Source organism: Arthrobacter sp. D3-16 (assembly GCF_054408515.1).
The window spans coordinates 3,832,401-3,858,225 of the sequence record NZ_CP096437.1; the positions used below are offsets into that span (position 1 = coordinate 3,832,401).

Annotated in this window: 26 protein-coding genes; 19 read left to right on the forward strand and 7 right to left on the reverse strand. The window is 64.6% G+C overall.

Annotated elements, in window-relative coordinates:
- Window positions 1-23: 23 nt before the first annotated feature.
- Both M1D32_RS17935 and M1D32_RS17940 read right to left on the reverse strand, forming a co-directional pair.
- Window positions 24-911, reverse strand: coding sequence for a Rieske (2Fe-2S) protein (locus M1D32_RS17935; protein WP_458779968.1), 888 nt, complete (start codon window positions 909-911; stop codon window positions 24-26).
- 128 nt (window positions 912-1,039) lie between these two features.
- Window positions 1,040-1,339, reverse strand: coding sequence for a putative quinol monooxygenase (locus M1D32_RS17940; protein ID WP_458779969.1), 300 nt, complete (start codon window positions 1,337-1,339; stop codon window positions 1,040-1,042).
- 173 nt (window positions 1,340-1,512) lie between these two features.
- Between M1D32_RS17940 and M1D32_RS17945 the strand changes: the two genes are divergently transcribed.
- A complete protein-coding gene (locus M1D32_RS17945) occupies window positions 1,513-1,926 on the forward strand; it encodes an Hsp20/alpha crystallin family protein (protein WP_458779970.1) in 414 nt (137 codons plus the stop codon).
- Window positions 1,927-2,105: 179 nt separating this feature from the next.
- Window positions 2,106-4,310 (forward strand): glycogen debranching protein GlgX, encoded by a 2,205-nt coding sequence (gene glgX / locus M1D32_RS17950; protein ID WP_458779971.1) that lies wholly within the window; start codon window positions 2,106-2,108, stop codon window positions 4,308-4,310.
- 73 nt (window positions 4,311-4,383) lie between these two features.
- Here the strand turns inward: glgX and M1D32_RS17955 are convergent, their stop codons facing one another.
- Complete coding sequence (locus M1D32_RS17955) at window positions 4,384-4,782, reverse strand: cupin domain-containing protein (RefSeq protein WP_458779972.1); 399 nt, start codon at window positions 4,780-4,782, stop codon at window positions 4,384-4,386.
- Between the two features lie 480 nt (window positions 4,783-5,262).
- Between M1D32_RS17955 and M1D32_RS17960 the strand changes: the two genes are divergently transcribed.
- The 9 genes from M1D32_RS17960 to bcp all read left to right on the forward strand — a co-directional run bounded on the left by M1D32_RS17960 (window position 5,263) and on the right by bcp (window position 14,596).
- Window positions 5,263-5,751: a hypothetical protein gene (locus M1D32_RS17960; protein ID WP_458779973.1), complete on the forward strand. Its 489-nt coding sequence runs from the start codon at window positions 5,263-5,265 to the stop codon at window positions 5,749-5,751.
- A 111-nt stretch (window positions 5,752-5,862) separates the two neighbouring features.
- A complete protein-coding gene (locus M1D32_RS17965) occupies window positions 5,863-6,981 on the forward strand; it encodes an aminotransferase class V-fold PLP-dependent enzyme (protein ID WP_458779974.1) in 1,119 nt (372 codons plus the stop codon).
- Window positions 6,982-7,180: 199 nt separating this feature from the next.
- Entirely contained in the window at window positions 7,181-7,981 is an 801-nt protein-coding gene (locus M1D32_RS17970) for a hydroxypyruvate isomerase family protein (RefSeq protein ID WP_458779975.1), read from the forward strand.
- Between the two features lie 37 nt (window positions 7,982-8,018).
- Window positions 8,019-8,897 carry a 2-hydroxy-3-oxopropionate reductase gene (locus M1D32_RS17975; protein WP_458779976.1) on the forward strand — a complete coding sequence of 293 codons (879 nt, stop codon included), beginning with the start codon at window positions 8,019-8,021 and terminating at the stop codon, window positions 8,895-8,897.
- 122 nt (window positions 8,898-9,019) lie between these two features.
- Window positions 9,020-10,798 carry a glyoxylate carboligase gene (gcl, locus tag M1D32_RS17980; RefSeq protein ID WP_458779977.1) on the forward strand — a complete coding sequence of 593 codons (1,779 nt, stop codon included), beginning with the start codon at window positions 9,020-9,022 and terminating at the stop codon, window positions 10,796-10,798.
- A gap of 20 nt (window positions 10,799-10,818) precedes the next feature.
- Window positions 10,819-12,018: a glycerate kinase gene (locus M1D32_RS17985; protein WP_458779978.1), complete on the forward strand. Its 1,200-nt coding sequence runs from the start codon at window positions 10,819-10,821 to the stop codon at window positions 12,016-12,018.
- The gene (allB, locus tag M1D32_RS17990; RefSeq protein ID WP_458779979.1) at window positions 12,011-13,354 is read left to right on the forward strand and encodes an allantoinase AllB; all 1,344 of its coding nucleotides are present in this window, start codon (window positions 12,011-12,013) and stop codon (window positions 13,352-13,354) included. The genes M1D32_RS17985 and allB overlap by 8 nt, the downstream gene beginning before the upstream one ends.
- A 9-nt stretch (window positions 13,355-13,363) precedes the next feature.
- On the forward strand, window positions 13,364-14,035 hold the full coding sequence (locus M1D32_RS17995) for a winged helix-turn-helix domain-containing protein (RefSeq protein WP_458779980.1): 672 nt from the start codon (window positions 13,364-13,366) through the stop codon (window positions 14,033-14,035).
- An 81-nt stretch (window positions 14,036-14,116) separates the two neighbouring features.
- Window positions 14,117-14,596: a thioredoxin-dependent thiol peroxidase gene (gene bcp / locus M1D32_RS18000; RefSeq protein ID WP_458779981.1), complete on the forward strand. Its 480-nt coding sequence runs from the start codon at window positions 14,117-14,119 to the stop codon at window positions 14,594-14,596.
- A gap of 145 nt (window positions 14,597-14,741) precedes the next feature.
- On the opposite strand, the gene M1D32_RS18005 is transcribed toward bcp, so the two are convergent.
- Both M1D32_RS18005 and M1D32_RS18010 read right to left on the reverse strand, forming a co-directional pair.
- Window positions 14,742-16,151, reverse strand: coding sequence for an MFS transporter (locus M1D32_RS18005; RefSeq protein ID WP_458782226.1), 1,410 nt, complete (start codon window positions 16,149-16,151; stop codon window positions 14,742-14,744).
- A gap of 235 nt (window positions 16,152-16,386) precedes the next feature.
- On the reverse strand, window positions 16,387-16,650 hold the full coding sequence (locus M1D32_RS18010; RefSeq protein ID WP_458779982.1) for a hypothetical protein: 264 nt from the start codon (window positions 16,648-16,650) through the stop codon (window positions 16,387-16,389).
- A gap of 1,109 nt (window positions 16,651-17,759) precedes the next feature.
- Here M1D32_RS18010 and M1D32_RS18015 point away from each other — a divergent pair.
- Window positions 17,760-18,335, forward strand: coding sequence for a GNAT family N-acetyltransferase (locus M1D32_RS18015; protein ID WP_458779983.1), 576 nt, complete (start codon window positions 17,760-17,762; stop codon window positions 18,333-18,335).
- Window positions 18,336-18,529: 194 nt separating this feature from the next.
- On the opposite strand, the gene M1D32_RS18020 is transcribed toward M1D32_RS18015, so the two are convergent.
- Window positions 18,530-18,931 (reverse strand): hypothetical protein, encoded by a 402-nt coding sequence (locus M1D32_RS18020; protein WP_458779984.1) that lies wholly within the window; start codon window positions 18,929-18,931, stop codon window positions 18,530-18,532.
- Between the two features lie 259 nt (window positions 18,932-19,190).
- Here M1D32_RS18020 and M1D32_RS18025 point away from each other — a divergent pair, with 259 nt between their 5' ends.
- From M1D32_RS18025 to M1D32_RS18040, 4 genes are read left to right on the forward strand one after another with little or no spacing between them, the layout of a single operon-like run.
- Complete coding sequence (locus tag M1D32_RS18025; RefSeq protein WP_458779985.1) at window positions 19,191-20,303, forward strand: PP2C family protein-serine/threonine phosphatase; 1,113 nt, start codon at window positions 19,191-19,193, stop codon at window positions 20,301-20,303.
- On the forward strand, window positions 20,300-22,273 hold the full coding sequence (locus M1D32_RS18030; protein ID WP_458779986.1) for a glycosyltransferase family 2 protein: 1,974 nt from the start codon (window positions 20,300-20,302) through the stop codon (window positions 22,271-22,273). Before M1D32_RS18025 ends, M1D32_RS18030 begins: the two co-directional genes overlap by 4 nt.
- Entirely contained in the window at window positions 22,263-22,595 is a 333-nt protein-coding gene (locus M1D32_RS18035; RefSeq protein ID WP_458779987.1) for an STAS domain-containing protein, read from the forward strand. Before M1D32_RS18030 ends, M1D32_RS18035 begins: the two co-directional genes overlap by 11 nt.
- A complete protein-coding gene (locus M1D32_RS18040; protein WP_458779988.1) occupies window positions 22,588-23,013 on the forward strand; it encodes an ATP-binding protein in 426 nt (141 codons plus the stop codon). Before M1D32_RS18035 ends, M1D32_RS18040 begins: the two co-directional genes overlap by 8 nt.
- 50 nt (window positions 23,014-23,063) lie before the next feature.
- Here the strand turns inward: M1D32_RS18040 and M1D32_RS18045 are convergent, their stop codons facing one another.
- Entirely contained in the window at window positions 23,064-24,290 is a 1,227-nt protein-coding gene (locus M1D32_RS18045; RefSeq protein WP_458779989.1) for a GAF domain-containing sensor histidine kinase, read from the reverse strand.
- A 264-nt stretch (window positions 24,291-24,554) separates the two neighbouring features.
- Between M1D32_RS18045 and uraD the strand changes: the two genes are divergently transcribed.
- The 3 genes from uraD to M1D32_RS18060 all read left to right on the forward strand — a co-directional run bounded on the left by uraD (window position 24,555) and on the right by M1D32_RS18060 (window position 25,793).
- Window positions 24,555-25,052, forward strand: a complete 498-nt coding sequence (gene uraD / locus M1D32_RS18050) for a 2-oxo-4-hydroxy-4-carboxy-5-ureidoimidazoline decarboxylase (protein WP_458779990.1) — start codon at window positions 24,555-24,557, stop codon at window positions 25,050-25,052.
- On the forward strand, window positions 25,049-25,387 hold the full coding sequence (gene uraH / locus M1D32_RS18055) for a hydroxyisourate hydrolase (protein ID WP_458779991.1): 339 nt from the start codon (window positions 25,049-25,051) through the stop codon (window positions 25,385-25,387). The genes uraD and uraH overlap by 4 nt, the downstream gene beginning before the upstream one ends.
- 91 nt (window positions 25,388-25,478) lie before the next feature.
- Window positions 25,479-25,793 (forward strand): hypothetical protein, encoded by a 315-nt coding sequence (locus tag M1D32_RS18060; RefSeq protein WP_458779992.1) that lies wholly within the window; start codon window positions 25,479-25,481, stop codon window positions 25,791-25,793.
- Window positions 25,794-25,825: the final 32 nt, after the last annotated feature.

Genomic DNA, 25,825 nt, shown 5'->3' on the forward strand with positions numbered 1-25,825 from the left:
CCACGTCAGCCGCACGAAGAAACTTAGTCAGCGCCGGGAAGGTTCACTTCCACGAGCCCACCGGTGACGCGGGTTTCAAACCGCGGCTGCCTGGCGGTGGCCGGCCCTGCCTGCACTTCGCCGGAGCGCAGCGAGAAGGTGCTGCCGTGCCACGGGCAGACCACGCACGGGTCGCCGTCGTTGGTAGGGCTGCCGCCCTTTAGCTTGCCCTCGTGTAGCGGACCGGAGAGGTGGCTGCAAACGTCGGACAGCACATTGACTGAGTCCGCCTCCCTAAATACAAGCAGCGGGAGTCCGGCCACCACCCGCTTATGGAGCTTTCCTTCCGGCAGGTCCTCCAATGGGGCGAGGGCCTGCCACCCGCTGGGGAAGCGGTGCGGAATGTCCTCGCTGTGGTTCACACCAGCCGCCTGGCGGTAGCTGAGGTGGCCGCCCAGGAAGCCGCCAAAGCTGACAACTCCCAAGCCCATGTAGGCGAGCATCTTGCCGGCGCCCTGCTTTCCGTTTGCACGCGCCACCAGCGAAGCACTGTAGAGACTAACGGCGGTGATGTTGGCCGCCGCATGGACCAGGCCCACCCGCTGCTGCTGGCTGTGCAGCTGCGACCAGTCCATAAAGCCTGCCACTGCGGAAGGCACAGCGGAGGCAGTTCCGACGCCGATCAGCACCATGGCTGCCTGATCGTTGCCGGGCAGCGTATCGAGGACGGCAGCTGAGATCCAGGAACCCAAAGGAACCTGGACGGCGAGTGGATGAACCGGGTGGCCGATGGGCACCCCGTGCAGGATGTCACGCGCCCACTGCGGACGGATCGTGCGTTTTACTACTTTCCGGATCTTCTTGGCCACGGGATCGAGCCACTCGGCATCTTCCAGGCGGGCAACAAGTTCAAGTGCAGGCAGCGGTTTCATGTGAGTCCCTTACCCCGTTCGTCAAAATCCAGTCGATTGTCCAGGTCCAGCCGATGCCCGAGAGCCTAGCTGCTGGCGCGCGCGAGGGACAGGGCTGCGCGCGTGCGGCTCCATGCATTGCGCACGGTTCAGCGCAGCGGCGACCCCAGCACGGTGAATTGGTTGCCGCCCATCTCACCCGAGAGCAAGGGCATCGCCTCGGCGATGGCCGCCCGCACACTGTCCAGCTGAAGTGAGGCGCGGTGCGCTTCCGGTGATTCCCACAATTCGGACACAAATACCGTGTCCGGCACCTCCTCATTGACGCCCACCTCGTACAGCAGGCATCCTGCCTCCTTCAGGCCGGCCATGGGCCGGAGCAGGATGGACACAACGGCGTCGCGCTGACCGGGCTTGGTTCCGAGACTTCCAACATTCGCAAAGGTCATGGAGACAGTGTGCAGCATGGGCACGACGAGAGCCGGCACGCACCGCTTGACGCAAAAAGTTCGCTGAGAGGCGTGATGCAGCCGCTGCGTTTGGGTAATTTATTGGTGGCAAAACAGCCGGCTTCCAAGCGGCCGGTGCATGGGTCAACAACTGATCGAAAGGAGTTATGGGCATGAACAACGGCATTCTGCGGCGGACAGGTTCGGACATCACCGAACCGCTCCGGCGCTTCTTTGAAGGAGACCTTGATCCGTGGCTCCGGACCGAGGAGTACAAGGAAGACGGAACGCTGGTGGTCAAGGCCGAAGTTCCCGGCATCGACCCGGACAAGGACGTGGACATCACCCTGACCGGAGACCAGTTGCGCATCACGGTCCGGCACGAGGAGAAATCGGAGCACACAGGCAAGGAAGGGTACCGCTCGGAATTCCGCTATGGCACCTTCTCCCGCTCCATCACCCTCCCCGGTGCTGCCGACCAGACCGAGGTGAAAGCTACCTACACGGACGGCATCCTCGAGGTCCGCGTGCCGCTGCCTGACCAGGAAGGCGCCGCTAAGCGGAGGATCCCCATCATCCGTGGCTAGCATGACGACGGCGGCGCATGGCCGCCGTCGTAATTAGCCCTCTGCGCTCACCTGGCCAGCGCTCCCATTCTTCCCTGCCCCGCTCCGCCTTGCCCGGTGCTGCCCTGCCATGCCCCCTCCCGGCCTATGTCACACCCCTGTGGTTGGATGGAGTTCTCTTACCGGGGATGGAGGCGGACATGGAAGTGTGGACGGGGAGCCCCTATCCGCTGGGCGCCACCTATGACGGCAGCGGCACGAACTTCGCGGTGTTCAGCGAGGCGGCGAGCGCCGTCCATCTGTGCCTCTTCGACGACGACGGCGCGGAGCAGCGGATCAGCATGGAGGCCGTGGATGCCTTTGTCTGGCACTGCTACCTCCCGCATATCCTGCCCGGGCAGCTGTACGGCTACCGGATGGAGGGCACCTATGACCCCGCCCGCGGCCTCCGCTTCAATCCGAACAAACTCCTGCTGGACCCCTACGCCAAGGCAACCAGCGGCGACATCACCTGGGGCCAGGCGATGTTCTCCTACAACTTCGGCGACCCAGCATCCTTCAACACGGAAGATTCCGCACCCCACACCATGAGGTCCGTGGTGATCAGCCCGTTCTTCGACTGGCAGCACGACCGCCCGCCGCGGATCCCCTACAGCGATAGCCTGATCTACGAAGCCCACGTGAAGGGCTTGACGATGACACATCCTGAGGTGCCGGAGCGGGAACGCGGCACCTACGCCGGCATTGCCCACCCCGCAGTCATCGAACACCTGCAAAAGCTTGGCGTGACCGCGGTTGAACTGATGCCGGTGCACCAGTTCGTCCAGGACAGCACCCTGGAGGACAAAGGCCTCAGCAACTACTGGGGCTACAACACCATTGGATTCTTCGCCCCGCACGAAAGCTACAGTTCCAGCACCAGGCCCGGGCAGCAGGTGCAGGAATTCAAGGCGATGGTCCGCTCCCTGCACGCTGCCGGCATCGAGGTGATCCTCGACGTCGTTTATAACCACACCGCTGAAGGGAACCACCTGGGACCCACGCTGTCCTTCAAGGGCATCGACAATCAGGCGTATTACCGGCTGGTTGACCATGAGAAGCAGCATTACCTGGACTACACGGGTACCGGCAACACCATCAACGTCCGGCACCCGCACGCCCTGCAGTTGATGATGGACTCACTGCGGTACTGGGTGGTGGAAATGCATGTGGACGGGTTCCGCTTCGACCTCGCCTCCGCGCTGGCCCGCGAGTTCTATGAGGTGGACCGGCTGTCGAGTTTCTTCGACCTCGTCCAGCAGGATCCCGTGGTGTCCCAGGTCAAGCTCATCGCCGAGCCGTGGGATGTGGGCCCGGGCGGGTACCAGGTAGGGAACTTCCCGCCCCTGTGGACGGAATGGAACGGCAAGTACCGCGACGCCGTCCGCGACTTCTGGCGCGGTGCACCGGCTACGCTCGGTGAGTTCGCCTCCCGCCTGGCAGGTTCCTCCGACCTTTACGAAAGCTCAGGACGCCGGCCCGTGGCATCCATCAACTTCGTCACAGCACACGACGGTTTCACCATGCGCGACCTGGTCTCCTACAACTCCAAACACAACGAAGCCAACGGAGAAAACAACAACGACGGCGAATCGCACAACCGCTCGTGGAACTGCGGAGTTGAAGGACCCACCACGGACAGTGGAATCCTTGCGCTGCGGGCGCGCCAGCAGCGCAACTTCCTGGCGACGCTCCTCCTTTCCCAGGGTGTTCCCATGGTGCTGCATGGCGACGAACTGGGCCGCAGCCAGCTGGGGAACAACAACGCGTACTGCCAGGACTCGCCGCTCTCATGGGTCAACTGGGAGGAAGCGGACCAGCCGCTGGTGGAGTTCCTTGCCGCCGTCACCAGGCTGCGCCGGGAGCACCCCACTTTCCGCCGCACCAGGTTCTTTGAAGGCCGCCCCGTTCTGCGGGGCCTCGGCCAGCCACTGCCGGACATCGTCTGGCTCGACAAGGACGCTTCGGCCATGGTTCCCGGGGACTGGGACAACCCCCTCGCCCGGGCCCTGGGAGTGTTCTACAACGGCGCGGCAATCGGCAAGGACCACCGTGGCCGCATGATCCGTGACCACAACTTCCTGCTGTACTGCAACTCTGGCGACGACTCCGTGGTTTTCACGCTGCCCAGCGCGGAATATTCGCCCAGTTGGGAGCAGCTCATTGATACCGCCGGTGAGCACGCGGACACTGGTCTCCTGCATGCGAATGAAACAGTGGAACTGGTGGGTAAGTCCCTGCTGGTGCTTCGGGCGTACACGAGCCCGCCGGGGAAACCTGACCACTCCGTCTCAGCTTCCCTGGCATTGCTCACAGTGCCGGAGCAGCCGGAGTCGCCGACGCCACAGGTCCCAGGTCGCGAATAAATCATCCGGCTGGGTTGCAGACCTCCGGCAGGACTACCGGCCTGACCGCTAACCCCATCTCGACCATAAGCCGTCAGATCAGCGCATGCATGCCGTGGCTTCTGGGCCGGCCGAACGAGGCGGCGCCGAGGAACTCGACGGCGACGAAGGGCTCATCCCCCACCACCCATTCGTCGTGGCCCGGCGGAAGTGCATAGGTGTCGTTCGCGTGGATGGTGGACCGCGCGCCGTCGGCCGTTTCGATGACCAACTGGCCGGAAATGCAATAGCCGAGGTGGTGGTGCTCGCAGAGGGCTGTCAGCTCGGTTGGCTTGGCGGACTCGGACCAACGCCAGCCCGGCGCGAGGATCAGGCGGGCCACCGAGTAATCATCAACGGTCACCAGGTCGAACTCGGCCTTGTCAGGGCAGCGCTTCCTGTCGGGAACATCAAAGGACTTGACGGCCATGGCTCTGATGAAGTTTGCGGTCATTCGGACACAGCCTACGGATTGTATGCGGACGCCTGGCCGCGGACCAGACGATGGGTGTGGATACCGGCGAGCGGTTAAGAATTTTCGAAGAACCTGTAGCCGTGCACACCTTTGCCCCGGCGCGCACACGCATTCGCCAGAGGAGCGCTGGCGTATCTCTAACCGTAGCCCTAAGGCACCTGAAGTCAATGGGGGGGAAATCCCGCCAAGAAGGGTAGTTTGCGCCCTAGCGCCGCGCCAGACCCAGGCGCAACATTGAACTACCGGACTCGCAATCAAACGAGCCCGGAATCACGCCCCCACACAGCCGGGCGTGCTGTTTGAAAATGGGACGGGCAGGCAAGGGCCGCCACACTGATCAATCGCGACATGCTCAGTCGCTCGGTTCATGCTGTCCAAAAACGGGGAGTCGCACCCCCACACAGGTGAATCGCACCCGCACAAAAAATGGTGAATCGCATCCTCACAGGAGCAAGAAAAATGTCCATCACTCCAACTAAAACCCGGTCCTTCAGGGCAAAGATCGCCCTGATTCCGGCCCTCTCATTGGCCCTGCTCGGGGGCTCCGTGGCCATCTCTGCCCCGGCAGCGGCTGATAACGACTATCGGCACGGCTGCAACGTCGACCCCCTGGAGCCCAAGGATCTGCGGGGCCACAAGGTCGACTTCAAGATCAAAGTCCATTGCTACGGCGAAAAGACTGTCCAGATCCGCCAGCTGCGCTACGAAGATGAGCGAGGGCCGCGGCGAAGTGACGATTTCCTCGGCGGTTCCCACTTCAAGGAGAACTTCCACAAGCGCCACAACGACCACAAGTACATCAGCAGCGTTGACCGCGTACGGAACCTGGACCGCAGGGGCGCCGAAGAGGTCTACCATGTCACCTCGTTCCGGGTGAAGGACCACAAGGGACATTGGTCCGACTGGAGCCGCTGGGAGAAGAGTCCCGTAAAGGAGCTGCGCCGCTAACGCGTCGAACGTTCATAAAACGATCGCGCGCACAGGAGCCAGGGGCACAAGCCCCTGGCTCCTCACTATCTGGCGTTCACCAGATCCGGCCCATAAGAAGGAGTGGTCCTGATGCAGGCTGACGATATTCGTCTGCTCTTCCCTGGGCTCCAAAACATCATCTATCTCAACACAGCCACCATGAACGTCGGCTGCACTCCAGCCCGGGAAGCCTACGAGCGGGCGCTCGAGCGTTGGTCGGCGGGCCGGTTTGACTGGCCTGAAGCGGAACTGGCCGGGGAGGAAGCCCGCGCCATGTTCGCCGAAATTGTGGGGTGCACAGCCGGGGAAGTCGCGATCGTCCCGGCAGTCAGTGCGGCTGCGGGGATTGTGGCCGCAAACATGCCGGCAGCCAAGCATGGTGAGAATGTCGTGGTCGCCGAGAACGAGTTCGCGTCAAACTACTACTCCTGGCTCCTGCTGCAGGAGCGCGGCTACGATGTCCGCGCAGTCGCGCCGGGCGGAGAAGGAGTGTCAGCCGAGGAATTCGAACAGGCGGCCGACGGCGGTACCCGCCTGATTGCGGTGAGTGCTGTCAGTTCAGCCAACGGCTATCGGGCTGACCTGGATGCCATTGGCCAAATCGCCAGGAACTCCGGGGCGTGGTTTTTTGTCGACGCCTGCCAAGCGGCCGGGGCAGTGCCGCTGGACGTTGTCCGCGCCGGCGTGGACTTCCTCGCCGCAGCGAGCCACAAATTCCTCCTCGGTTCCAGGGGTATGGGCTACCTCTACGTCCGCCGGGACCTGCTGGACAACCTCCACCCCGTCGGGCCCGGGTGGAAGGCAGCCCGAAAACCGGCAGAAAGTTTTTACGGGCCCGCGATGGACCTGTCACCGACTGCCTCCAAGCTCGATGCCTCACTGGCGTGGTTTCCAGCCATGGCGGATCAAGCGGCATTAAGTATCTTCCGCCGGTTCGGTACCAGCGCGCTCCTGGAGCGCAACTCCCGATTATCGCTCCGGCTACGGGACGCGCTGCGGGCGCAGGGCCTCTCCTTCCAGCCCTCCTCTGACGAGAACCGCTCGACCATTGTTTCCGTCCAGGTTGGTGACACAGGCGCGGTGGCCGCGCGGTTTCGGGAGGTAAACGTGCTGGCCTCGCTGCGCGCCGGCAGGGTTCGGCTGGCAGTACATTTTTACAACCTTGAGGAAGAACTCGATCGGGTCGCGAAGCTTATCCGGTCTTCCTGAATAACCGGAGCCTCGAAGTCATTCCGATTCATAGCTTCATCCGCGCTTTTGATCCCCTCTGCGCCTCCCCCTTGACTCCCCACACCCTCCTTCCCTACACTTTTCATAAAGCAGAATCTAAATTCCACAAAGCGGAAACGGCAGCGAAGCCGGGAAGCAAAGGAAAATAGATCAAAGCCCCTCCTCGGAAGGACCTACGATGACGTACACAGTGAACTGCTCCATCCTCCTCACGGAGCTTCCCCTGCTGGAGCGCCCCGCCGCAGCCAAGGCAGCAGGCTTTGACGCTGTCGAGTTCTGGTGGCCCTTCGAAAGCTCCGTTCCCGGCGACGCCCAGGTCACCGAATTCGAGAACGCCATCAAGGAGGCCGGCGTCCAGCTCACGGGCCTGAACTTCAATGCCGGAAACATGCCCGGCGGTGACCGCGGTCTGGTCTCCTGGAAGGGGCGCTGCTCCGAGTTCAAGGACAACATCGACGTTGTCGCGGGCATCGGGGAGCGCCTCGGCTGCAAGGCCTTCAACGCCCTTTATGGCAACCGGCAGGACGATTTCACGCCCGAAGAGCAGGACGAATTGGCCGTCAAGAACCTCGCTGCAGCTGTAGAAGGTGTCGCCAGGATCGGCGGAACAGTCCTCCTCGAACCCGTCAGCGGCGCACCGAGGTACCCACTCCTCACAGCTGACGACGCACTCAAGGTCATCGCACGCGTAAAGTCGGAGGCCGGCGTCGGCAACATCAAGCTCCTCGCTGACTTCTACCACCTGTCCGTCAACGGTGACGACGTCGGATCGGTCATCGAAAACCACGCCAAGGACTTCGGCCACATCCAGATAGCCGACAACCCCGGCCGCGGCGCACCGGGCACCGGCACCCTCCCCCTGGGCGAGTGGATCGCCCGCAGCCGCGAACTCGGCTACGAAGGCTACATCGGCCTCGAATACAAGGAACCGCAGGAAACCGCCTTCAGCTGGGCCATCCGCGACCACGCTTCCCGCTAAGCCAGTAACACCACAGACTTCAGAAAAGAGAACCATCATGAGCAACGTTGCAGTTATCGGACTCGGAATCATGGGCCTGCCCATGGCCATCAACCTGGTCAAGGCCGGCCACAGCGTCACCGGCTTCAACCGCAGCCAGGACAAGATCGACAAGCTCGTCTCCGAAGGCGGCAAGGGCGCCACCAGCATCGCCGACGCCGTCAAGGATGCCGACGTCGTTATCACCATGGTGCCGGACTCCCCCGATGTTGAGGGCGTCGTCGGCGGCAAGGACGGCGTCTTTGCGAACGCGAAAAAGGCCACGCTGTGGATTGACGCCTCCAGCATCCGTCCCGACGTGGCCAAGCGCCTCTCGGACGACGCCCGCGAAGCCGGCATCCGCCCCCTCGACGCCCCGGTATCCGGCGGCGAACAGGGCGCCATCGACGCCGTCCTCTCCATCATGGTTGGCGGCGACAAGGAAGACTTCGACGCCGCCTCGGACGTCCTGAACGCCGTCGGCAAAACCATCGTCCACGTCGGCCCCTCCGGCTCCGGCCAGACGGTCAAGGCAGCCAACCAGCTCATCGTGGCGGTCAATATCGAGGTCCTCGGCGAGGCCATCGCCTTCCTCGAGGCCTACGGTGTGGACACCGACGCCGCCCTCAAGGTCCTTGGCGGCGGCCTGGCCGGTTCCAAGGTCCTGGACCAGAAGGGCCAGAAGATGCTCGACCGCAACTTCGAGCCCGGCTTCCGCCTCGCCCTGCACCACAAGGACCTGGGCATCGTCACCTCCGCCGCCCGCGAAGCCAACGTCGCCGTCCCCCTCGGCGCCGTCGTCGCACAGCTCGTGGCCGCCACCGTCAACCAGGGCGACGGCGGCCTAGACCACTCCGGACTCTTCAAGCAGGTCCTCCAGCTCAGCGGCCGCGAGTAACGCCGGCGCCAAGGCGTCATAACCAGCACAAACAGGGCAACCGCCGTCGTACATCACGACGGCGGCTCCCGCAGCACACCCAAAAACAGACTTCCCCCAACAGACTTAAGTAGGAGCACACCATGAGCAAGATGCGTACCGTTGATGCAGCGGTGGCGATCCTGGAAAAGGAAGGCGCCATCGAGGCGTTCGGCCTGCCAGGCGCCGCGATCAACCCTTTCTATTCAGCAATGCGCGCCCACGGCGGCATCCGCCACACCCTGGCCCGCCACGTTGAAGGCGCCAGCCACATGGCCGACGGCTACAGCCGCGCCAAGGACGGCAACATCGGCATCTGCATCGGCACCTCCGGCCCGGCCGGCACGGACATGATCACCGGCCTCTACGCCGCGTGGGCTGATTCAATCCCCATGCTCTGCATCACCGGCCAGGCCCCTGTTGCCAAGCTGCACAAGGAAGACTTCCAGGCAGTGGACATCGAGTCCATCGCCAAGCCTGTCACCAAGATGGCCATGACCATCCTGGAGCCCGGCCAGGTTCCCGGCGCCTTCCAGAAGGCCTTCCAGCTGATGCGTTCCGGCCGCCCCGGTCCCGTCCTGCTGGACCTGCCCATCGACGTGCAGCTCGCCGAGATCGAATTCGACATCGATACCTACGAGCCCTTGCCCGTCGAAAAGCCCAAGGCTTCCCGCAAGCAGCTGGAAAAGGCCCTGGCCATGCTCACCGCCTCCCGGCACCCGCTGATCGTGGCCGGCGGCGGCATCATCAACGCCGGCGCCTCCGCGCAGCTGGTGGAACTGGCCGAGATCCTCAACGTCCCGGTCATCCCCACGCTGATGGGCTGGGGCACCATCCCGGACGACCACCAGCTCATGGCCGGCATGGTGGGCCTGCAGACCTCGCACCGCTACGGCAACGAGAACTACCTGCAGAGCGACTTCGTGATCGGCATCGGCAACCGCTGGGCCAACCGCCACACCGGCGGCCTGGAGACTTACACGGCAGGCCGGAAGTTCGTGCACATCGACATCGAACCCACGCAGATCGGCCGCGTGTTCTCGCCTGACCTGGGCATCGCGTCCGACGCCGCTGCGGCACTGGCCGGGCTGGTCGAGCTCGCCCGCGAGCGCAAGGCGGCAGGGTCCCTGCCGGACTACAGCGCCTGGGTGGCCGAGTGCCAGGAACGGAAGGCTTCGCTGCACCGCAAGACGCACTTCGAGAACATCCCCATCAAGCCGCAGCGGGTATACGAGGAGATGAACAAGGCCTTCGGCCGCGACACCATCTACGTATCCACCATCGGCCTGTCCCAGATCGCCGGCGCCCAGATGCTGCACGTGTTCGGCCCGCGCAAGTGGATCAATGCCGGCCAGGCAGGTCCCCTGGGTTGGACCGCTCCGGCGGCCCTCGGCGTTGTTCGCGGCAAGCCGGACGAGACCGTGGTGGCCCTCTCCGGTGACTACGACTTCCAGTTCATGATCGAGGAACTGGCCGTCGGCGCACAGTTCAACCTCCCGTACATCCACGTGGTGGTGAACAACTCCTACCTGGGCCTGATCCGCCAGTCCCAGCGCGGCTTCAAGATGGAGCAGAACGTGTCCTTGGCGTTCGACAACATTAACTCGCCAGAGACCAACGGCTACGGCGTGGACCACCTGAAGGTGGCCGAGGGCTTGGGCTGCAAGGCCGTCCGCGTGGAGGATCCCAAGGACCTCGCCGCCGCGTTCGACAAGGCCAAGGCACTGATGGGCGAGTTCCAGGTGCCCGTGGTGGTGGAAGTGATCCTGGAAAAGATCACCAACATCTCCATGGGTGTGGAAATCAACGCCGTGAACGAGTTTGAGGAACTGGCCGAGACCGCTGCCGACGCCCCCACCGCCATCCTGGCGCTGCAGGCCTAGACCAGGAAAGACACACTCCCATGCACATCGTCATTGCCCCGGACAAGTTCAAGGGGTCCCTGTCCGCCCCGGAGGTCTGCATGCACCTGGAAAAGGGACTGCAGCGCGGGGTTGGCGGAAACCTTGACGTGGTCCGGATTCCCGTGGCCGACGGCGGCGAGGGCACCCTCGACGCCGCCGTCGGCTCCGGCTTCACGCGCCGCAGCGCAGTGGTCGCCGGACCAACAGGCGAACCGGTAACGGCCGAGTTCGCTGTCCGGGGCAATGAAGCGGTCATCGAAATGGCAGCGGCCTCGGGTTTGGCCCTGCTCCCCGCCGGCGCGCTGGTTAACCGCCGGCCAGGCCCGACGGCGGCCACCACCGCCAGCAGCCTGGGCACCGGCGAGCTCATCACCGCCGCTCTGGACGCCGGCTGCAACCGGATCATCCTGGGCGTGGGCGGCAGTGCCAACACCGACGGCGGGGCGGGCCTTTTGCAGGGGCTCGGCGCAAGGTTCCTCGATGCCAAAGGAAATGATCTTCCGCCCGGTGGTGCCGCTTTGGCCCGCCTGGACCGGATCGACTTCAGCGGGTTTGAACCCCGGCTGAAGGACACACGCTTTGTGCTGGCGTCCGACGTCGATAATCCCCTGCTGGGTGCCCAGGGCGCCGCGGCGGTTTTCGGCCCGCAGAAAGGCGCCGCACAACAGGACGTCGACGTGCTCGACGCCGCCCTGGCCAGGTTCGTCGAAGTCCTGGCCAGGGAAATCGGTCACCGCGCCATTAAGGCGGCGGAAGCCCAGGGAGCGGGAGCAGCAGGAGGCGTTGGCTACGCCGCCATCGCCGTACTCGCTGCAACCCGCCGTCCAGGCATCGACGTCGTCCTCGAATTCACAGAATTGAAGCAGAGACTGGCCGGCGCCGACCTGGTGATCACCGGCGAAGGCAGCCTGGACGAGCAAAGCCTGCTCGGCAAGACCCCCATGGGTGTTGCCCGGGCAGCCGCAGCCCAGGGTGTCCCGGTGATCGCGGTATGCGGCCGGACCACGCTAAGCGAGGGCCAGGCAGCCGCTGCCGGATTCGAGGACGTTTACGCTTTGACCGAGCTTGAAAGCAATGTAGACAGGTGCATAGCAGAGGCAGCGCAGCTTCTGGAGCAGCTGGGTACCCAGATCAGCGGAAGGCTGGCGGCAAACACGCCGTCCCGTTCCGCCACCACCAAGGAGGACCTCCATGTCTGAAGAACGTTTTGACCTGGTCATCCGCGGCCAGCGCATCCTCACCACCGCCGGCCTGGCACCCCGCGAGGTAGGCGTTCGCGGCGGAAAAATCGTGGCCCTCGAACCGCTGGGCAACGGCCTGGCCGGCGCCGAGGTCATTGAACTGGCCGACGACGAAACCCTGATCCCCGGGCTTGTGGACACCCACGTCCATGTCAACGAGCCCGGCCGCACCGAGTGGGAGGGCTTTGCCTCCGCCACCCGTGCAGCCGCTGCCGGCGGGGTGACCACCATCATCGACATGCCGCTGAACTCCGTCCCGCCCACCACCACCGTGGAAAACCTCAAGCTGAAGCGCGAGGTGGCTGAAGACCAGGCATTCATCGACGTTGGGTTCTGGGGTGGCGCAATCCCCGGCAACAAGGTTGACTTGCGTGCCCTGCACGACGAAGGCGTCTTCGGTTTCAAGTGCTTCCTGCTGCATTCGGGCGTGGACGAGTTCCCGCACCTGGACGCGGATGAGATGGAGGAGGACATGGCCGAGTTGAAGTCTTTCGACTCCCTCATGATCGTCCACGCTGAAGACTCCCATGCCATCGACCGCGCACCGCACCCCGGTGGCGACCACTATGAAACCTTCCTGGCCTCCCGCCCCCGCGGTGCCGAGAACAAGGCCATCGCCGAGGTCATCGAACGTGCACGCTGGACCGGTGCGCGTGCGCACATCCTGCACCTGTCGTCGTCGGACGCGCTGCCCATGATTGCCTCCGCAAAGCGCGACGGCGTAAAGCTCACCGTGGAGACGTGCCCGCACTACCTGACCCTGATGGCCGAGGAAATCCCCGACGGCGCCACCGCCTACAAATGCTGCCCGCCCATCCGCGAGGCCTCCAACCGGGAGCTGCTGTGGCAGGGCCTGCAGGACGGCACCATCGACTGCATCGTCTCGGACCACTCCCCCTCCACACTGGACCTGAAGGACCTGGAGAACGGTGACTTCGCGGTGGCCTGGGGCGGCGTCTCGTCACTGCAGCTGGGCCTGTCCCTGATCTGGACCGAGGCACGGCACCGCGGCATTCCGCTGGAGCAGGTGGTATCCTGGATGGGCGAGAAGCCGGCAGCGCTGGCGCGGCTCTCCAACAAGGGGCAGCTGGCGCTGGGCTACGACGCCGATTTCGCCGTGTTCGCCCCGGACGACGCCTTTGTGGTGGACGTTTCCAAGCTCAAGCACAAGAACCCCATCACCCCTTACGACGGCAAAGCCCTCTCCGGGGTGGTCCGCAAGACGTTCCTGCGCGGCGCTGTGGTGGACGGCAAGACCCCCACGGGCAAGCTGATCCGCCGCGGCGGAGTCTAAGGACGGGCCATGGCAGTGGAAGCCCACCATCCGAGGACGGTGGCACGGCCGCGGTTAGCCGTCCCGGGTGCTGCTGTGCCGGCGGCGGCTGCCCGTGGCCTCGCCGTATGGGTGGTTCCCGAGAAGGGCACCAGCCCGGAACTCCTCGCCCGCGCCGCCCAACTGGTCCTTGCCAAGGCCCTCGAAACTGCTCCGGAGGCGGAAGTCCACTGGCCTGCCGCCGGAGCTCCCACGTCCGGGGTCTCCGCCACGGCGGAAGGAGCCGCAGACGACTCCTCTCAGCCTCCCTCCGCGGCGGAGAACCCCGGCGGCACCGATGACGACGGCGGCACCCGGCTGCCGCCGTCGGCCGGCCCCGTCAGCCGGGTTGCCGTGGACCTGGCAGCCGACACCGTGCTGCTGGACGGCCGCCCCGTGCAGCTGACCGGCGTCGAGTTCAAGGTGCTCCGGTACCTGGTGACCCACCTGTCGCGCACTGTGGGCAGGGAGGAACTCCAGCAGTTCCTGGACTCGTTTGAAACCCCCGGCGCCTCGGCCCGGTCCATCGATGTGTACGTGGGCCGGATCCGGCGGAAACTCGGAAATGCGCGCCATGCCGTGGCCACTGTCCGCGGTGGAGGCTACCGGTTTGTGCCGGGGCAGCGGGCAACTGTCCGCGGCCCGGCGGAATACTGCATATGACGCCGGAGTTGTATGACTCAGCGGGAAGCCGCTTCACTTGATGTTTTGCCAGTAAATGACAAAGTCTTCCAAAGGAACGCCATGAGCCAGACCCTGACCACCAAGCTTCAGCCCGGAACCCAGGCCCCTGATTTCACCCTTCAGGACGCCCAGGGCCGCGAGACTGCCCTGGCCGACTACCGTGGCAAGAACGTTATTGTGTATTTCTACCCCAAGGCCGCCACCCCCGGCTGCACCACGGAGGCCTGCGACTTCCGCGACAGCCTGGCCTCACTGCAGGGCAAGGGCTACGAGGTCATCGGCATCTCCCCCGATGCCCCGGAGGCCCTGGCCGGCTTCACCGGCGACTATTCCCTGACCTTCCCGCTGCTCTCCGACGAGGACCACGCGGTTGCCCTGGCCTACGGCGCCTGGGGCGAGAAGCTGGTCAACGGCGAAATCACCGAGGGCATTGTCCGCTCCACCGTGGTGGTGGATTCCGAAGGCAACGTCACGCTGGCCCAGTACCAGGTCAAGGCCGACGGCCACGTTGCGGCGCTGAAGGAAGCCCTGGGCCTTTAACGCTCTCTCACTTAACGCCGCTTTTCAACGAACGCTCTCTCACTTAACGCGCGTTTTCCCGGCACGCTCTCGCACCTATCTACTGCGGGAGCGTCCCGGCGTTAAGGGCACAACCGCGACGGCAACATGCTGCTGCCTTGACGCCCTACACGTCCCTGTCCGCCGTAGCCTTCGCCTCTGCGGCCGCCACCGCATACTCTTCAGAAACCCGCCGGTACACGGGGGTCAGGAAAGCCAGCAGCGCGGCGATGACCATAATGATCCCGGCGATGAGGAACACCAAGGCAATACCGCGGGAGGTGCCCTCGCCCAGCAGCGGGGCCAGCTGGGCCGCGCCGTCGGCCGACCGTGCGTAGGGGATGATCCAGAACTGGGCGATCGGCGCAATAAGGAAGGACGTGATGGGCGCCGCCGCAGACTCAAACGCCATGGCGAAACCGAACACCCGGCCCTGCCGTGGCAGCGGAACCACCTGCTGGATCACCGTCTGCTCGGCGGCCTCCACAACGGGCACCAGCGTCAGGTACAGCCAGATCCCGACGACGTAAAGCCATGCCCACTCCCGGAGGGTGAACACCGCGCCGAGGACCCCCATGGCTACTACCGCGATAAGCAGAGTGCGCAACGGGTTGGCCCCGAGGCCGAACTTGCTGATCAGCGCCCCGCCGATCAGGAATCCGCTGGAGCCTACAGCCAAAAAAATCCCCCAGAGTTCCACTGGGAACATCTCCAGGCCGTAGGGGTCCATCAGCGCCATATAGACGCCGCCTATGAAGTTGTTGAACGTGGAGAACAGGATCAGTGCGAACAGGCCGGAAATGGCCAGCACAGCGGCGTAGGAGCCGCGAAGGTCGAACCCGCCGTGCGCATCGGTGGCCGCGACCTGCCTTTCCTCTGGCATGCGGAGGATGAGCAGGTGTGCGAAGGCGAGCGCCGTGAGCATGAGGGCGACCACGATGGTCCACCCCATACCCAGCAGCCCCACCGACAGCCCTGACAGCACGGAAGTGATCAGGAACATCAGCCCCTGCACCATCCCCACCAGGCCGTTGGCATTGGCCCGCCGGTCCGGCTCAATCAGGATGGTGACCGTGGTGGACAATGCGATGTTCCGCAGGTTCTCCACCACCGCGCCGATCAGGATGACCAGGGTGAACACCCAGAACCATGGCTGGGTCAGGTCCAGCAGCGACGACGCGGGCGTCAGGAGGAACATCACCCCGGACAGCATAAACATCACCAGGGTGAAGCCGGCCGCAAAACGCATCACGGCCAGCTTGCGGTAGCGGTCCACGAAGGTGCCGAAACTGATGCTGGAAAGGGCAATCAGCAGCATGTACGCGCCGCCCACCACCCCGGTGGCGATCACGTTGCGCGTTTCGAGGTACACCCAGAACGTCAGGGCAAACCACAGGTAGCTGGTGGTGATGTTGGCGAGGGCAGTGTTCACCAGGATTCCGGTGAAGGTGCGCGACCTTTCTGACGGGCTGCGCACGGAGGTGTCGACGGCGTCCGGGTCAGCCAGGTGCGGGGCTTCCCCGTCCTCAACGGGCATGGAGCTGACGGCCACGTCCTCGCCGTGTCCTGTCCCGCCGTCGGACGCCGCAGCAGCCCTGCGCCGGGCCGGTTCCTGCTCGGTCATGCGTCCCAGTGTAGTGAGGACCAACCGGGAGCCGACAGGGTGAAAACCCCCCTCCGTTGCCACCGCAGGACCCGTTAAGCAGCTTAACGGCAAGCTGACTGAGGGGTGGCGGAGTTCATGCTCCACCACCCCTGCACCAGCTAGGGGCTCAGCAGCGGTTAGCGCGCTCCTGCGCGTTCGATGGATTGTTCGTGCAGGTCTGGCCGGTACCGTTCACCGTGGTTGTAATCACCGGCTGACCGGGTGTCCTGGTTTCGGCCACCAGCGGCTCAATGTCTTCGCGCTCTTCGGTGATGATCGGGGCGGCAGGAGCGACAATCTGCTCTTCCGCGTAGGTGGTCTCACCCTCGGTGGTCCCTACATCAGGTCCGGTGGGTGCGCAAACCGTCGTCTCGACCGGATCAGCGGCCAACGTCTGAACGTTTACACTTGGGGGCCCGGCCACGGTGGTCCGGCTGACGAGCGGCTCAGCTGGTGCACTCGTCGTCTGGACCCTCGGGTTGGGCGCGACCGGGAAAACTATTGGCTCAAGTGTTGGCCTCCCCGCGACAACTCGATAGCCGTATGTTGTGGTCGTGGTCGTTGTGATGGTCCGTTGCTGATAGCTGACGGTCCGTGTTTGGGTCGTAGTCTGGGTCGTCGTCCGAGTGAACTCGGTCGGCTGGGTGGTGATGACGCACTGCTCCCGTCGCTGAGTCGACGTGAACACCTCTGTGCTCGGCGTCCGGGTCGTGGTGACCGTCTCACGCGGCTGGGTGGTGGTCGTGACCCTCTCCTGTGGCGTGGTGACAGTAGCTACTTCCTCAGTGGGGGTGGTCGTCGTGGTGACCACCGTTCGCTCGCACCTCTCGACAGGCTGCCTGGCATTGGCGTTGTTTACACGTTCACAGTTACGGGTTCCGGGCGCCTCCGTGCTGGTGGGAGCGCCTCGGACGGTACGTGTCTCCGTGCTCGGTACCCCGGCGACCACCACGGATGCCGACGTGGGCTCGCCGGCATCGCGATCCACGGACGACTTCTCTGGCGTCCCTGCAACTGATGTGGCGACGACGACGGGATCCCCGACATTCCGTGTCTCCTTCTCGATGGTGGGATTACCGGCCGGCACTGGGACGGTATCGATGACGATAGGGCTGGTGCCGTCAGGAACGGGTTGGCTCAACGTGGTTGTAGGTGCACCGAATGGGCCGGTCACGGAATTGGAGGCGGTAACCACGCACCGATCTGCTCCCGGCGTAGCTCCTGTGGTATGGACACCACCGGCCTGTTCGCAGGTGTGTTCCCGTGTATGGTCGGCGAGGGCCGGCACGGCTGGCAGGGCGAAGGTCGCCAGAATGAGCGAGCCCGTAGCTGCAGTAAGACGGGCGGAATGGCTGAGAGACTTCAAGGGTTCTCCTTCGGTCGTGAGGGTTCAACCGCGACCGCTCCCAGCCAGTGCCGCGGTAGGGAAAAATACTAATCCATGCTTAGTATCTCCGCTAGAGCGTTGCAGCACACCCACCCCGGTGACAGGATGGCCGCATGGTGATCGAGGTCCGTCCGGCCACCGAGTTTGAGGACGTCAAGACGATGGTTGGGCCCAAGCGGCCCGACGCCACCGTCTGCTGGTGCCTGAGTTACCGCATTCCGTCCAGACAGAACCAGGCCTTGCGTGGGACGGAGCGCGGGGACCTGATGAGAGAGCTGGTGGCCCAGGATCCCCCGCCGGGGGTTTTGGCCTACGACGGCGGCGAGGCAGTTGGGTGGGCAGCGGTCCACCCCCGCGCTGACACCAGTTTCGCCGGCAACCGGAAGATCCCGCACGTGGACGATCTGGAGGTGTGGTCGGTGTGGTGCATCAGAGTGCGGCCGGGTCATCGTGGCAGGGGGATATCGCACCACCTGCTGAAGGGCGCGGTGGAACTGGCGCGGACCTATGGAGCAGAAGCCATCGAAGGCTACCCCGTGGATAACGGCGGGCGGAAAGTCGACCTCACCATGGCATATGTGGGCACCCGCAAGCTCTTCGAGGACGCCGGATTCACCAAGGCGGCGGACACAGAGTCAGTCCTCAATGGCTTCCCGCGGGTGCTGATGCGCTTGGACCTGTCAGGTTGATGGCCCCGGGTCCGTGAGTCAGGGTTTCTTCCACCATTTTCGGGGCCAGTCCTCGTCAATGGCCCACAATGCCAAAAGCAGAGCATCGACTGTCATGAGTCCCGCAATGAGGTACGCCCAACCTGTCCACAAACCCACAACAATCTCCTGACCCGGTAAACCCCCAGCCACTCGATTGCTCCTAAGTGTTGCACCTAAACCGCCGCGGCGGAACGCCCCACATCTACACTCCTGAAAAGTGCTTCCAGCCTGTTGTGTGCCTCCGTCTCCAGTTTGAGGCGGTGCGTCAGCCTCTCCACCTGGACAGACATCTCCGCGCCCACCGGAAGCCGGTCGCCCGGCCAACTGGACGCCTCCCTCGATTCGGCCAGCGCCTGCGCGAGGGCATTGGCAGCGGCACGCACTTTCCGTGAGTGGAAGTAGACCCGCAGCAGCGCCCTGCCCTTCTCCACAGCGGCCTGCACCAGGTCACCGTGCGCCGCTTCCCCTGCTGAATCCCGGGAGTTCAGTTCGGGACCGGCCGGCACTGCACGGGCCGGTTCTGCACCAGCCACACCGCCCGCCGTCGTCCGGTCCTTCTTGTTGGTTTGTCCCATGGGCTGCTCCGCCTTCCTGCACGCCGTGCAGCCTCCGGGGGGATCGTCTTTGACCCTCATACTTGAAGAAGCTGCTCCCTGCCTTGCCTTCGAGTGTCCCGGGCCTTCCTCAACGTCCGGGAAAGCGGGTCCCAAGATTTACGCAAGATCGCCCCGCATGGCCGCGCCCGCCGTCGTGAGCAAGGAAACAACCACGACATTCAAGGCTGGGAAGCGGTGCGACACGGGCGGCAGCCGTTAATGCGGTAGAAGTAGAGCTATGGTCTCTACCCCCGAAATCCGACGTGCCGTTGTTATCGAGGACGACCCGGACATTCGTGGCCTGCTGGTCCGCGTCCTGGTCAAGCAGGGCTTCGACGTCACTCAGGCCGCCGCCGGCCTGCCCGGCGTCGAGGAAGTCCGCCGACGCAAGCCTGACCTGGTTACCCTGGACCTGAACCTTCCGGATCTCGACGGCCTGGAAGTTTGCAAGCTGCTCCGCGAATTCTCGGATGCCTTCATTGTCATGCTCACGGCCCGCGCCGACGAACTGGACAAGCTGACAGGCCTGGACAACGGAGCCGACGAATACATCAGCAAGCCGTTCAGCCCCCGGGAACTGCAGTCCAGGATCAACGCCCTCTTCCGTCGCAAGCCATCCGCCGCCGTGGATTTGGCCGCCCGCAGCGAACTTGAGCGCGCCACGGAAGTCCAGCAGAGCCTCCTCCCCAAGGAGGACATCCGCGTGGACGGCTATGACGTGGCCGGCATGTTCCGCCCTTCCCGCAGCGTGGGCGGGGATTTCTACGACTGGTACCAGACGCCGGACGGGCTCCACCTGACTTTCGCCGATGCCATGGGCAAGGGCATGGGAGCCGCGCTGATTGCAGCAACCGTCCGCGCTGTGATGCGCTCCACCGGCCACCGGCAGGACTTGGACGGCGCGTTCGCCTCCGCCAGCAAGGCCATCGCCACCGACCTCGACTCCTCCAACTCCTTTGCCACCTTGTTCCATGCACGGCTGGACGCGGCGTCAGGAAAGGTCAGGTATGTCGACGCCGGGCACGGGCTTGCGCTGCACGTCCGTTCCGGCGGCACTGCCCACCGGCTTCCTTCCGGCGGCCCACCGGTTGGCGCCTGGGAGGGGAGCCAGTGGCCCCAGTCCACCCTGGACCTCGCCCCGGGAGATTCCCTGGTGGTGGTCAGCGACGGAGTGCTGGACGTCTTCGGCTCCGTGGAGGACTTCACCGACGCCGTCCGCCGCGCCGCCCAAAGCGGGGATTCGGCCCAGGCAGCCAGCACGGCCATCCTGGCATTGGCTCCCGCCGAAACCGCCGAGGATGACGTCACCGTAGTGGTGGTCCGCCGGCTGCCCGAAGAAGCAACCGCATGACCCGCTTCCTGACCCGCCTGGTGGTGGTCCTGACGGTCATTACCGGCGTCAACTACATTGCCTGGCGCTGGGCAGCCTCCCTTAACTGGGACGCTTGGTGGATTGCCGTGCCGCTGGTGGTAGCCGAAACGTACAGCCTAATTGACGTCATGCTGTTCGGCATGACGGTCTGGAAACTGAAAATCCGCAAGGGCGCGCCGCCGCCCCCGCATGACGCCACCGTGGATGTCTTCATCACCACCTACAACGAAGACCTGGACATGGTGATGACCACGGCCCTGGCCGCGCAGAAGATCCGGCATCCGCACAGCACCTGGATCCTGGACGACGGCGCACGGCCCGAGCTGAAGGCCCTCGCTGAGCAGCACGGCCTGGGCTATGTCACCCGCAGTGAGGACTGGACCTCGAACGTTCCCCGGCACGCCAAGGCCGGCAACCTGAACAACGCCCTGATGCAAACGCACGGCGAATTCCTCCTGATCCTGGACGCGGACCAGATCCCCGAGCCGGACATCCTCGAAAAAACACTCGGCTACTTCAACAACCGCCGGGTGGCGCTGGTCCAGACACCGCAGTACTTCAGCAACGTGCCCGCAGACGATCCCCTCGGCAGCCAGGCACCCCTTTTCTACGGCCCCATCCAGCAGGGCAAGGACGGCTGGAACGCCGCCTTCTTCTGCGGCTCCAACGCCATCCTGCGCCGTGAAGCCCTGATGCAGCTGGGCCTGGTGGGCTACGTGAAGGAAACCGAGAAGAGCATCCGCCGGGCGTTGGCCGCCTCCCGTTCCGCCATCAAGCAGGCCCGGAAGTCTGCGGACGTGGAGACTCCCCTGGTGGCTCAGGTGCTCGACGAGGTGGAGGTTGCCACCCGCGAGGCCCAGCAGGAACTGGACGCCGGCCAGCCGCTGAGCGAAATCACTTACCGCGTCCGCCGGCGCGTGGACGCAGCCGTGCAGACCCTGGTGATGGCCGACGTCGAAGCCCTCCAGGCAGACCTCGAAGAAATCGCTGCCATGGAACTGGCCCACGTGGGCGAATCCGGCGTTCCCGTGGTGGCAGATGACGCAGTTCAGCGCATGTCCGCCCGCGACTGGTCGCCGCTCGGAGCCCTGGAATCCGTGCAGGCCGTCCTGGACGCGCTCTCAGTGGAACGCAACGACGAAGCCCAGCCCGTGATGCCGCTGGCCACCATCTCCGTCACCGAGGACATGGCCACGGCCATGCGCATGCACGCCATGGGCTGGGAGAGCGTCTACCACCACGAGGTCCTGGCGTACGGCCTGGCACCGGAGGACCTCAAGACCATGCTTACCCAGCGCCTCCGCTGGGCGCAGGGCACCATCCAGGTGCTGCTCCGCGAAAATCCACTCGTCCAGAAGGGCCTCAAGCTGGGCCAGCGGCTGATGTACTTTGCCACGATGTGGACCTACCTCAGCGGGTACGCGGCGGTCATCTACTTCGCCGCCCCCATCATTTACCTGCTGCTGGGCATCCTGCCGGTCACGAGCCTGAGCTGGGACTTCTTCATCCGGTTCATACCGTTCATGGTGGTCAACCAATTGCTGTTCGCCGTCGCCGGCCGGGGTATCCCCACCTGGCGCGGCCAGCAGTACAGCCTGGCCCTGTTTCCCACCTGGATCAAGGCGTGCTCGACGGCGGCCCGCAACGTCTGGTTCGGCCGTCCCCTCGGGTTTGCCGTCACCCCCAAGGCCCGCCAGAGCGGCGGACCCGGCTGGAGCCTGATCCGGCCACAGATCGTGGTGTCCGTGCTGCTGGCCGTGGCCGCCGTCGTCGGAATCGTTCGGCTGGCCAACGGGCTTGCCGAACCGCTGGGCACCCTGGTGAACGTCGCCTGGGTCATTTTCGACCTGGTGGTCATGAGCATCCTGGTCCGGGCAGTGCTTTACAAGGGTTATGAACCGGCCGCAGAGCTGCCGGCAGTTACAGAAAGGAATGCCGATGGAGTTTAGCTATGAGGTCAAGGACTCGTATGCGGAGGTCAAGGCGGACGGACGGCTGAACATGGTTTCCGCGCCCAAGCTTCGCGAGTTTGTTAGCGGCGTCATTGCCAGTGGATCCAACCGGATTGTGGTGAACCTGGAGAACACGGCCTTTATGGACTCCTCCGGCCTCGGCGCGCTCATCGGCTGCCTCAAGGCGGCACGGCAGGCAGGCGGGGACCTGCGGATCGCAGCGGTCCAGCCGCAGGTGAAAATGGTCCTGCAGCTGACCAGCATGGACAAGGTCCTCACGGCCTACGGTTCAGCAGAAGAGGCGTTCAGCAATGACTGAGGTCCTGGCATCCCGTAGCTTCCGCGGGCTGGCCGCCGGGGACGCGATCGAGTCCGTCCACAATGATCTGGACAGCCTCTGGCTCGATGTCCCCTTCGTGCAGGACATGGACCAGATGACGTTTACGACGGCGGTGATCGAGTCGGCGTCGAACATCGTCCAGCATGCTGAGCCGGCCGGGCAGGAGGCTGTGGAGTTGGGCGTGGACATCGAGGTGCGGCCAACGCTGCTGCAGGCGCGGGTCAGCGCCTATCACGCCAAGCCGCCGTTTGGGCCGATGGAACCGGTCAGGCCGGGCGAGGAGGCAGAGTCCGGCCGGGGGCTGGCGCTCATCGAGGCGCTTGTCACCACCGTCACCTTCGAGCGGCAGGACGGCACCAACACCTGGGTACTATCGCGGACCTCGCAGGGCGGCTAGGAACGTGAGCGCCGGGCCGGGCAGCAGCCGGACCGGCGCTCTTCCGCGTTTCAGGAACAGGCGGGAAAATGCACCGATACAGTGGTGCCGCCGCCTGGCGTCTCACTGATAACCAGCTCTCCCCCGTGTGCCTGCGCGATCCGCCTGCAGGTGGCCAGGCCAAGCCCGGTCCCGGGGCCGTCACCGGGACGGTTCAACCGGACCAGCGGCTGCAGGGCCCGCTCCCGGTCTGCCGACAGGATGCCCTTGCCGTTGTCCGCCACGTGCACGGTAACCCCACGGGGGCAGGTGCCGGCAGTCACCGCGACCTTGAGGGCACGGTGCGGGCTGCGGTAGTTCATGGCGTTGGCCAGCAGGTTCTGCACCATGGTGCGCAGCTGCGCACGGTCGGCAAACAGCTCTGCGTCTTCACACAGGATGCCGCTGCCCAGCCCAAGGTCCACGCCAAGATCCTGGGCAGCCTCCGCCGTCACCGCCAGCAGGGACACCCGCTCCCGGTTCAGCGAGCCGTCTGTGCGGGAGTAGTCCAGCACGTCATCCAGGGTCCCGAGCATGCGCCGTCCGCCACTGGCGATCAGTCCCAGGTATTCCGTGGACGGATGGTCCGGTGCGATGCCGGGATCATCTTCCGCGAGCTCCACGTATCCCAGGATGGTGGTGAGGGGTGTCCGCAGGTCGTGGCTGACACGTCCCGCGAACTCGGCCAGCATGGCATTGCTGCGCCGGAGCTCAGCCAGGGCTTCGTTCAACTGGAGGGTGCGGTGCTGCAGCTCGAAGAGCTCCACTACCTGCTGCGCCAGCACCTCCAGCAGGTCTATCTGATCCGGCGTGGGAAGCGCAGCCTGCGTGGAAAACACGCACAGGGAGCCCAGCACCAGCCCGGTTGAGGTTTTCAGCGGCACCGACGCGTAAAAGCGGACATCGGCAATCTCCCCCGTGACGAACGGGTTGGCCGCAAAGCGCGGGTCCTGCGATGCGTCACGCACCACGGTGGTGCCGGGGCCCATAAACACGGTGGCGCACATGGAATCCTCGCGCGAGCAGATGCCCGCGTCTATTCCCGAGGCCGCGACCTGCAGCTGCTGGTTGGACGTGATGATGTTGAGCACCCCGTAAGGGACGCCGCACAGCGATGCGGCGAGGCGCACCAGGTTATTGAGGGCACTCTGGGCCCGGTCATCGACCAGCGCCGGTATGGTCCCGGGGTTTGCGGGCACCAGCCCGTATTCCCGCAGTTCAACATCCCGCCCGGCATCCTGTTCGGTCAGCTTTTGCATAGCCGCCCCGTCCATCTTCACTTGTTATCCCCATAATGATTAACGCGACCCGCGGCCCTTCCGCGATGATACCGGCTGCGGTGAACTGGTGTTGTACTCTCTTGACACCACACGCCGCCTGCCCTTAGATATTACGTATGCTGAAATAACAGTTCCATGATGCGGAAGCCTAAGCTGGCGTTGCTGATGCTTGGGTGCCGAATTCCGGCCTCCGCATAGCCGTCACCATGGATGCCAGCATTTGTCATCGAGGAACCAGCCAGCATGAAGCTTGCCGAATTCAATACCGCGGACCCCGCAAGGGCTGCGGAAACCCTCAGGCCCTGCATCGACGTTCAACGCTGGTTGGACACCGTCACCGCCGCCCGGCCGTTCCCTGCCAAGGAAGCCCTGCTCGCTTTCGCCGCCGACGCCGCCAACCCCTTCACCTCCGCCGAAGTCGAGTCGGCCATGGCGCACCACCCGCGGATCGGCGAACGGCCGACAGCGGCCACCACCGAAGCCTCCATGTCCCGCTCCGAGCAGGCCGGGGTAGACCCGGCGGACACCGCGCTGGCAGAGGCTTTGGCCCAAGGGAACAGGGAGTACGAGGAAAAGTTTGGCCGCGTCTTCCTGATCCGCGCAGCCGGACGCACCGCCCCGGAAATCCTGCAATCCCTGAAGGAGCGGCTGGAAAACTCCCCGGCCGAAGAAGACACCATCGTGGCCCAGCAGCTGCGCGAGATCGCCGTACTGCGGCTTGAAGGACTGATCACCGAATGAGCGTCTCCCACGTCACCACCCATATCCTCGACACCGGCGCCGGACGCCCGGCGGCAGGGGTCGCCGTCGTGCTGTACAAAAACGACGGCGGCAGCTGGCAGGAACTGGCCGGCTCCACCACCGACGCCGATGGCCGCGCGAAGGACCTCGGTCCGGAGCAGCTGGACCCCGGACACTACAAGCTCAACTTCGCCACCGGGAGTTACTACGCCGGCCTGCAGACCGCCACGTTCTTCCCGGAAGTTGACCTGGTGTTTGAAGTCACCGGCCCCGAGCATTATCACGTCCCCCTCCTGCTCAGCCCTTTCGCCTACTCCACCTACCGCGGCAGCTGACCCACCCCGTTGCCCTATCACTTATGGTCCCCATTCCGGGGTTTTGGCAACCGCAAGTGATAGGTCAACGGTGGAAATGTAGGCTTGATGCATGCCTTCTGAACAACCCCCTGCCGAGCGCCGCGAAATCACGGTCCGCCGTGCGCCCAAGTACGTCCCGTTCCTGATTCTGGGCGCACTGGTGGGTATCGCCGCTGCCGCAGTGGTGGCCTACGGCCTCCCGGAAACGGCAAGCTTCGACGCCGGCGCCGTCTTCGGATTCTTCCTGGTGCTGTTCGCCGCGGGCGGCGCGGTTCTGGGTGCGGTATTGGCGCTCATCCTGGACCGGCGCAGCGTCAAACGGCAGCAGCGGGCCGTGGTGGAGTCCGTGCCGGACTCTGAACCGGAGACGGATTCCCAGCCGTAGCCCCGGTCATAAACCGGCGGCCGGAAAAGTCT

Bases quoted from the DNA above. Each gene is read 5' to 3' on its own strand.
- M1D32_RS17935 (WP_458779968.1), bottom strand. From the start codon at position 911: ATGAAACCGCTGCCTGCACTTGAACTTGTTGCCCGCCTGGAAGATGCC.
- M1D32_RS17940 (WP_458779969.1), bottom strand. From the start codon at position 1,339: ATGACCTTTGCGAATGTTGGAAGTCTCGGAACCAAGCCCGGTCAGCGC.
- M1D32_RS17945 (WP_458779970.1), top strand. From the start codon at position 1,513: ATGAACAACGGCATTCTGCGGCGGACAGGTTCGGACATCACCGAACCG.
- glgX (WP_458779971.1), top strand. From the start codon at position 2,106: ATGGAAGTGTGGACGGGGAGCCCCTATCCGCTGGGCGCCACCTATGAC.
- M1D32_RS17955 (WP_458779972.1), bottom strand. From the start codon at position 4,782: ATGACCGCAAACTTCATCAGAGCCATGGCCGTCAAGTCCTTTGATGTT.
- M1D32_RS17960 (WP_458779973.1), top strand. From the start codon at position 5,263: ATGTCCATCACTCCAACTAAAACCCGGTCCTTCAGGGCAAAGATCGCC.
- M1D32_RS17965 (WP_458779974.1), top strand. From the start codon at position 5,863: ATGCAGGCTGACGATATTCGTCTGCTCTTCCCTGGGCTCCAAAACATC.
- M1D32_RS17970 (WP_458779975.1), top strand. From the start codon at position 7,181: ATGACGTACACAGTGAACTGCTCCATCCTCCTCACGGAGCTTCCCCTG.
- M1D32_RS17975 (WP_458779976.1), top strand. From the start codon at position 8,019: ATGAGCAACGTTGCAGTTATCGGACTCGGAATCATGGGCCTGCCCATG.
- gcl (WP_458779977.1), top strand. From the start codon at position 9,020: ATGAGCAAGATGCGTACCGTTGATGCAGCGGTGGCGATCCTGGAAAAG.
- M1D32_RS17985 (WP_458779978.1), top strand. From the start codon at position 10,819: ATGCACATCGTCATTGCCCCGGACAAGTTCAAGGGGTCCCTGTCCGCC.
- allB (WP_458779979.1), top strand. From the start codon at position 12,011: ATGTCTGAAGAACGTTTTGACCTGGTCATCCGCGGCCAGCGCATCCTC.
- M1D32_RS17995 (WP_458779980.1), top strand. From the start codon at position 13,364: ATGGCAGTGGAAGCCCACCATCCGAGGACGGTGGCACGGCCGCGGTTA.
- bcp (WP_458779981.1), top strand. From the start codon at position 14,117: ATGAGCCAGACCCTGACCACCAAGCTTCAGCCCGGAACCCAGGCCCCT.
- M1D32_RS18005 (WP_458782226.1), bottom strand. From the start codon at position 16,151: ATGCCCGTTGAGGACGGGGAAGCCCCGCACCTGGCTGACCCGGACGCC.
- M1D32_RS18015 (WP_458779983.1), top strand. From the start codon at position 17,760: ATGGTGATCGAGGTCCGTCCGGCCACCGAGTTTGAGGACGTCAAGACG.
- M1D32_RS18020 (WP_458779984.1), bottom strand. From the start codon at position 18,931: ATGGGACAAACCAACAAGAAGGACCGGACGACGGCGGGCGGTGTGGCT.
- M1D32_RS18025 (WP_458779985.1), top strand. From the start codon at position 19,191: ATGGTCTCTACCCCCGAAATCCGACGTGCCGTTGTTATCGAGGACGAC.
- M1D32_RS18030 (WP_458779986.1), top strand. From the start codon at position 20,300: ATGACCCGCTTCCTGACCCGCCTGGTGGTGGTCCTGACGGTCATTACC.
- M1D32_RS18035 (WP_458779987.1), top strand. From the start codon at position 22,263: ATGGAGTTTAGCTATGAGGTCAAGGACTCGTATGCGGAGGTCAAGGCG.
- M1D32_RS18040 (WP_458779988.1), top strand. From the start codon at position 22,588: ATGACTGAGGTCCTGGCATCCCGTAGCTTCCGCGGGCTGGCCGCCGGG.
- M1D32_RS18045 (WP_458779989.1), bottom strand. From the start codon at position 24,290: ATGCAAAAGCTGACCGAACAGGATGCCGGGCGGGATGTTGAACTGCGG.
- uraD (WP_458779990.1), top strand. From the start codon at position 24,555: ATGAAGCTTGCCGAATTCAATACCGCGGACCCCGCAAGGGCTGCGGAA.
- uraH (WP_458779991.1), top strand. From the start codon at position 25,049: ATGAGCGTCTCCCACGTCACCACCCATATCCTCGACACCGGCGCCGGA.
- M1D32_RS18060 (WP_458779992.1), top strand. From the start codon at position 25,479: ATGCCTTCTGAACAACCCCCTGCCGAGCGCCGCGAAATCACGGTCCGC.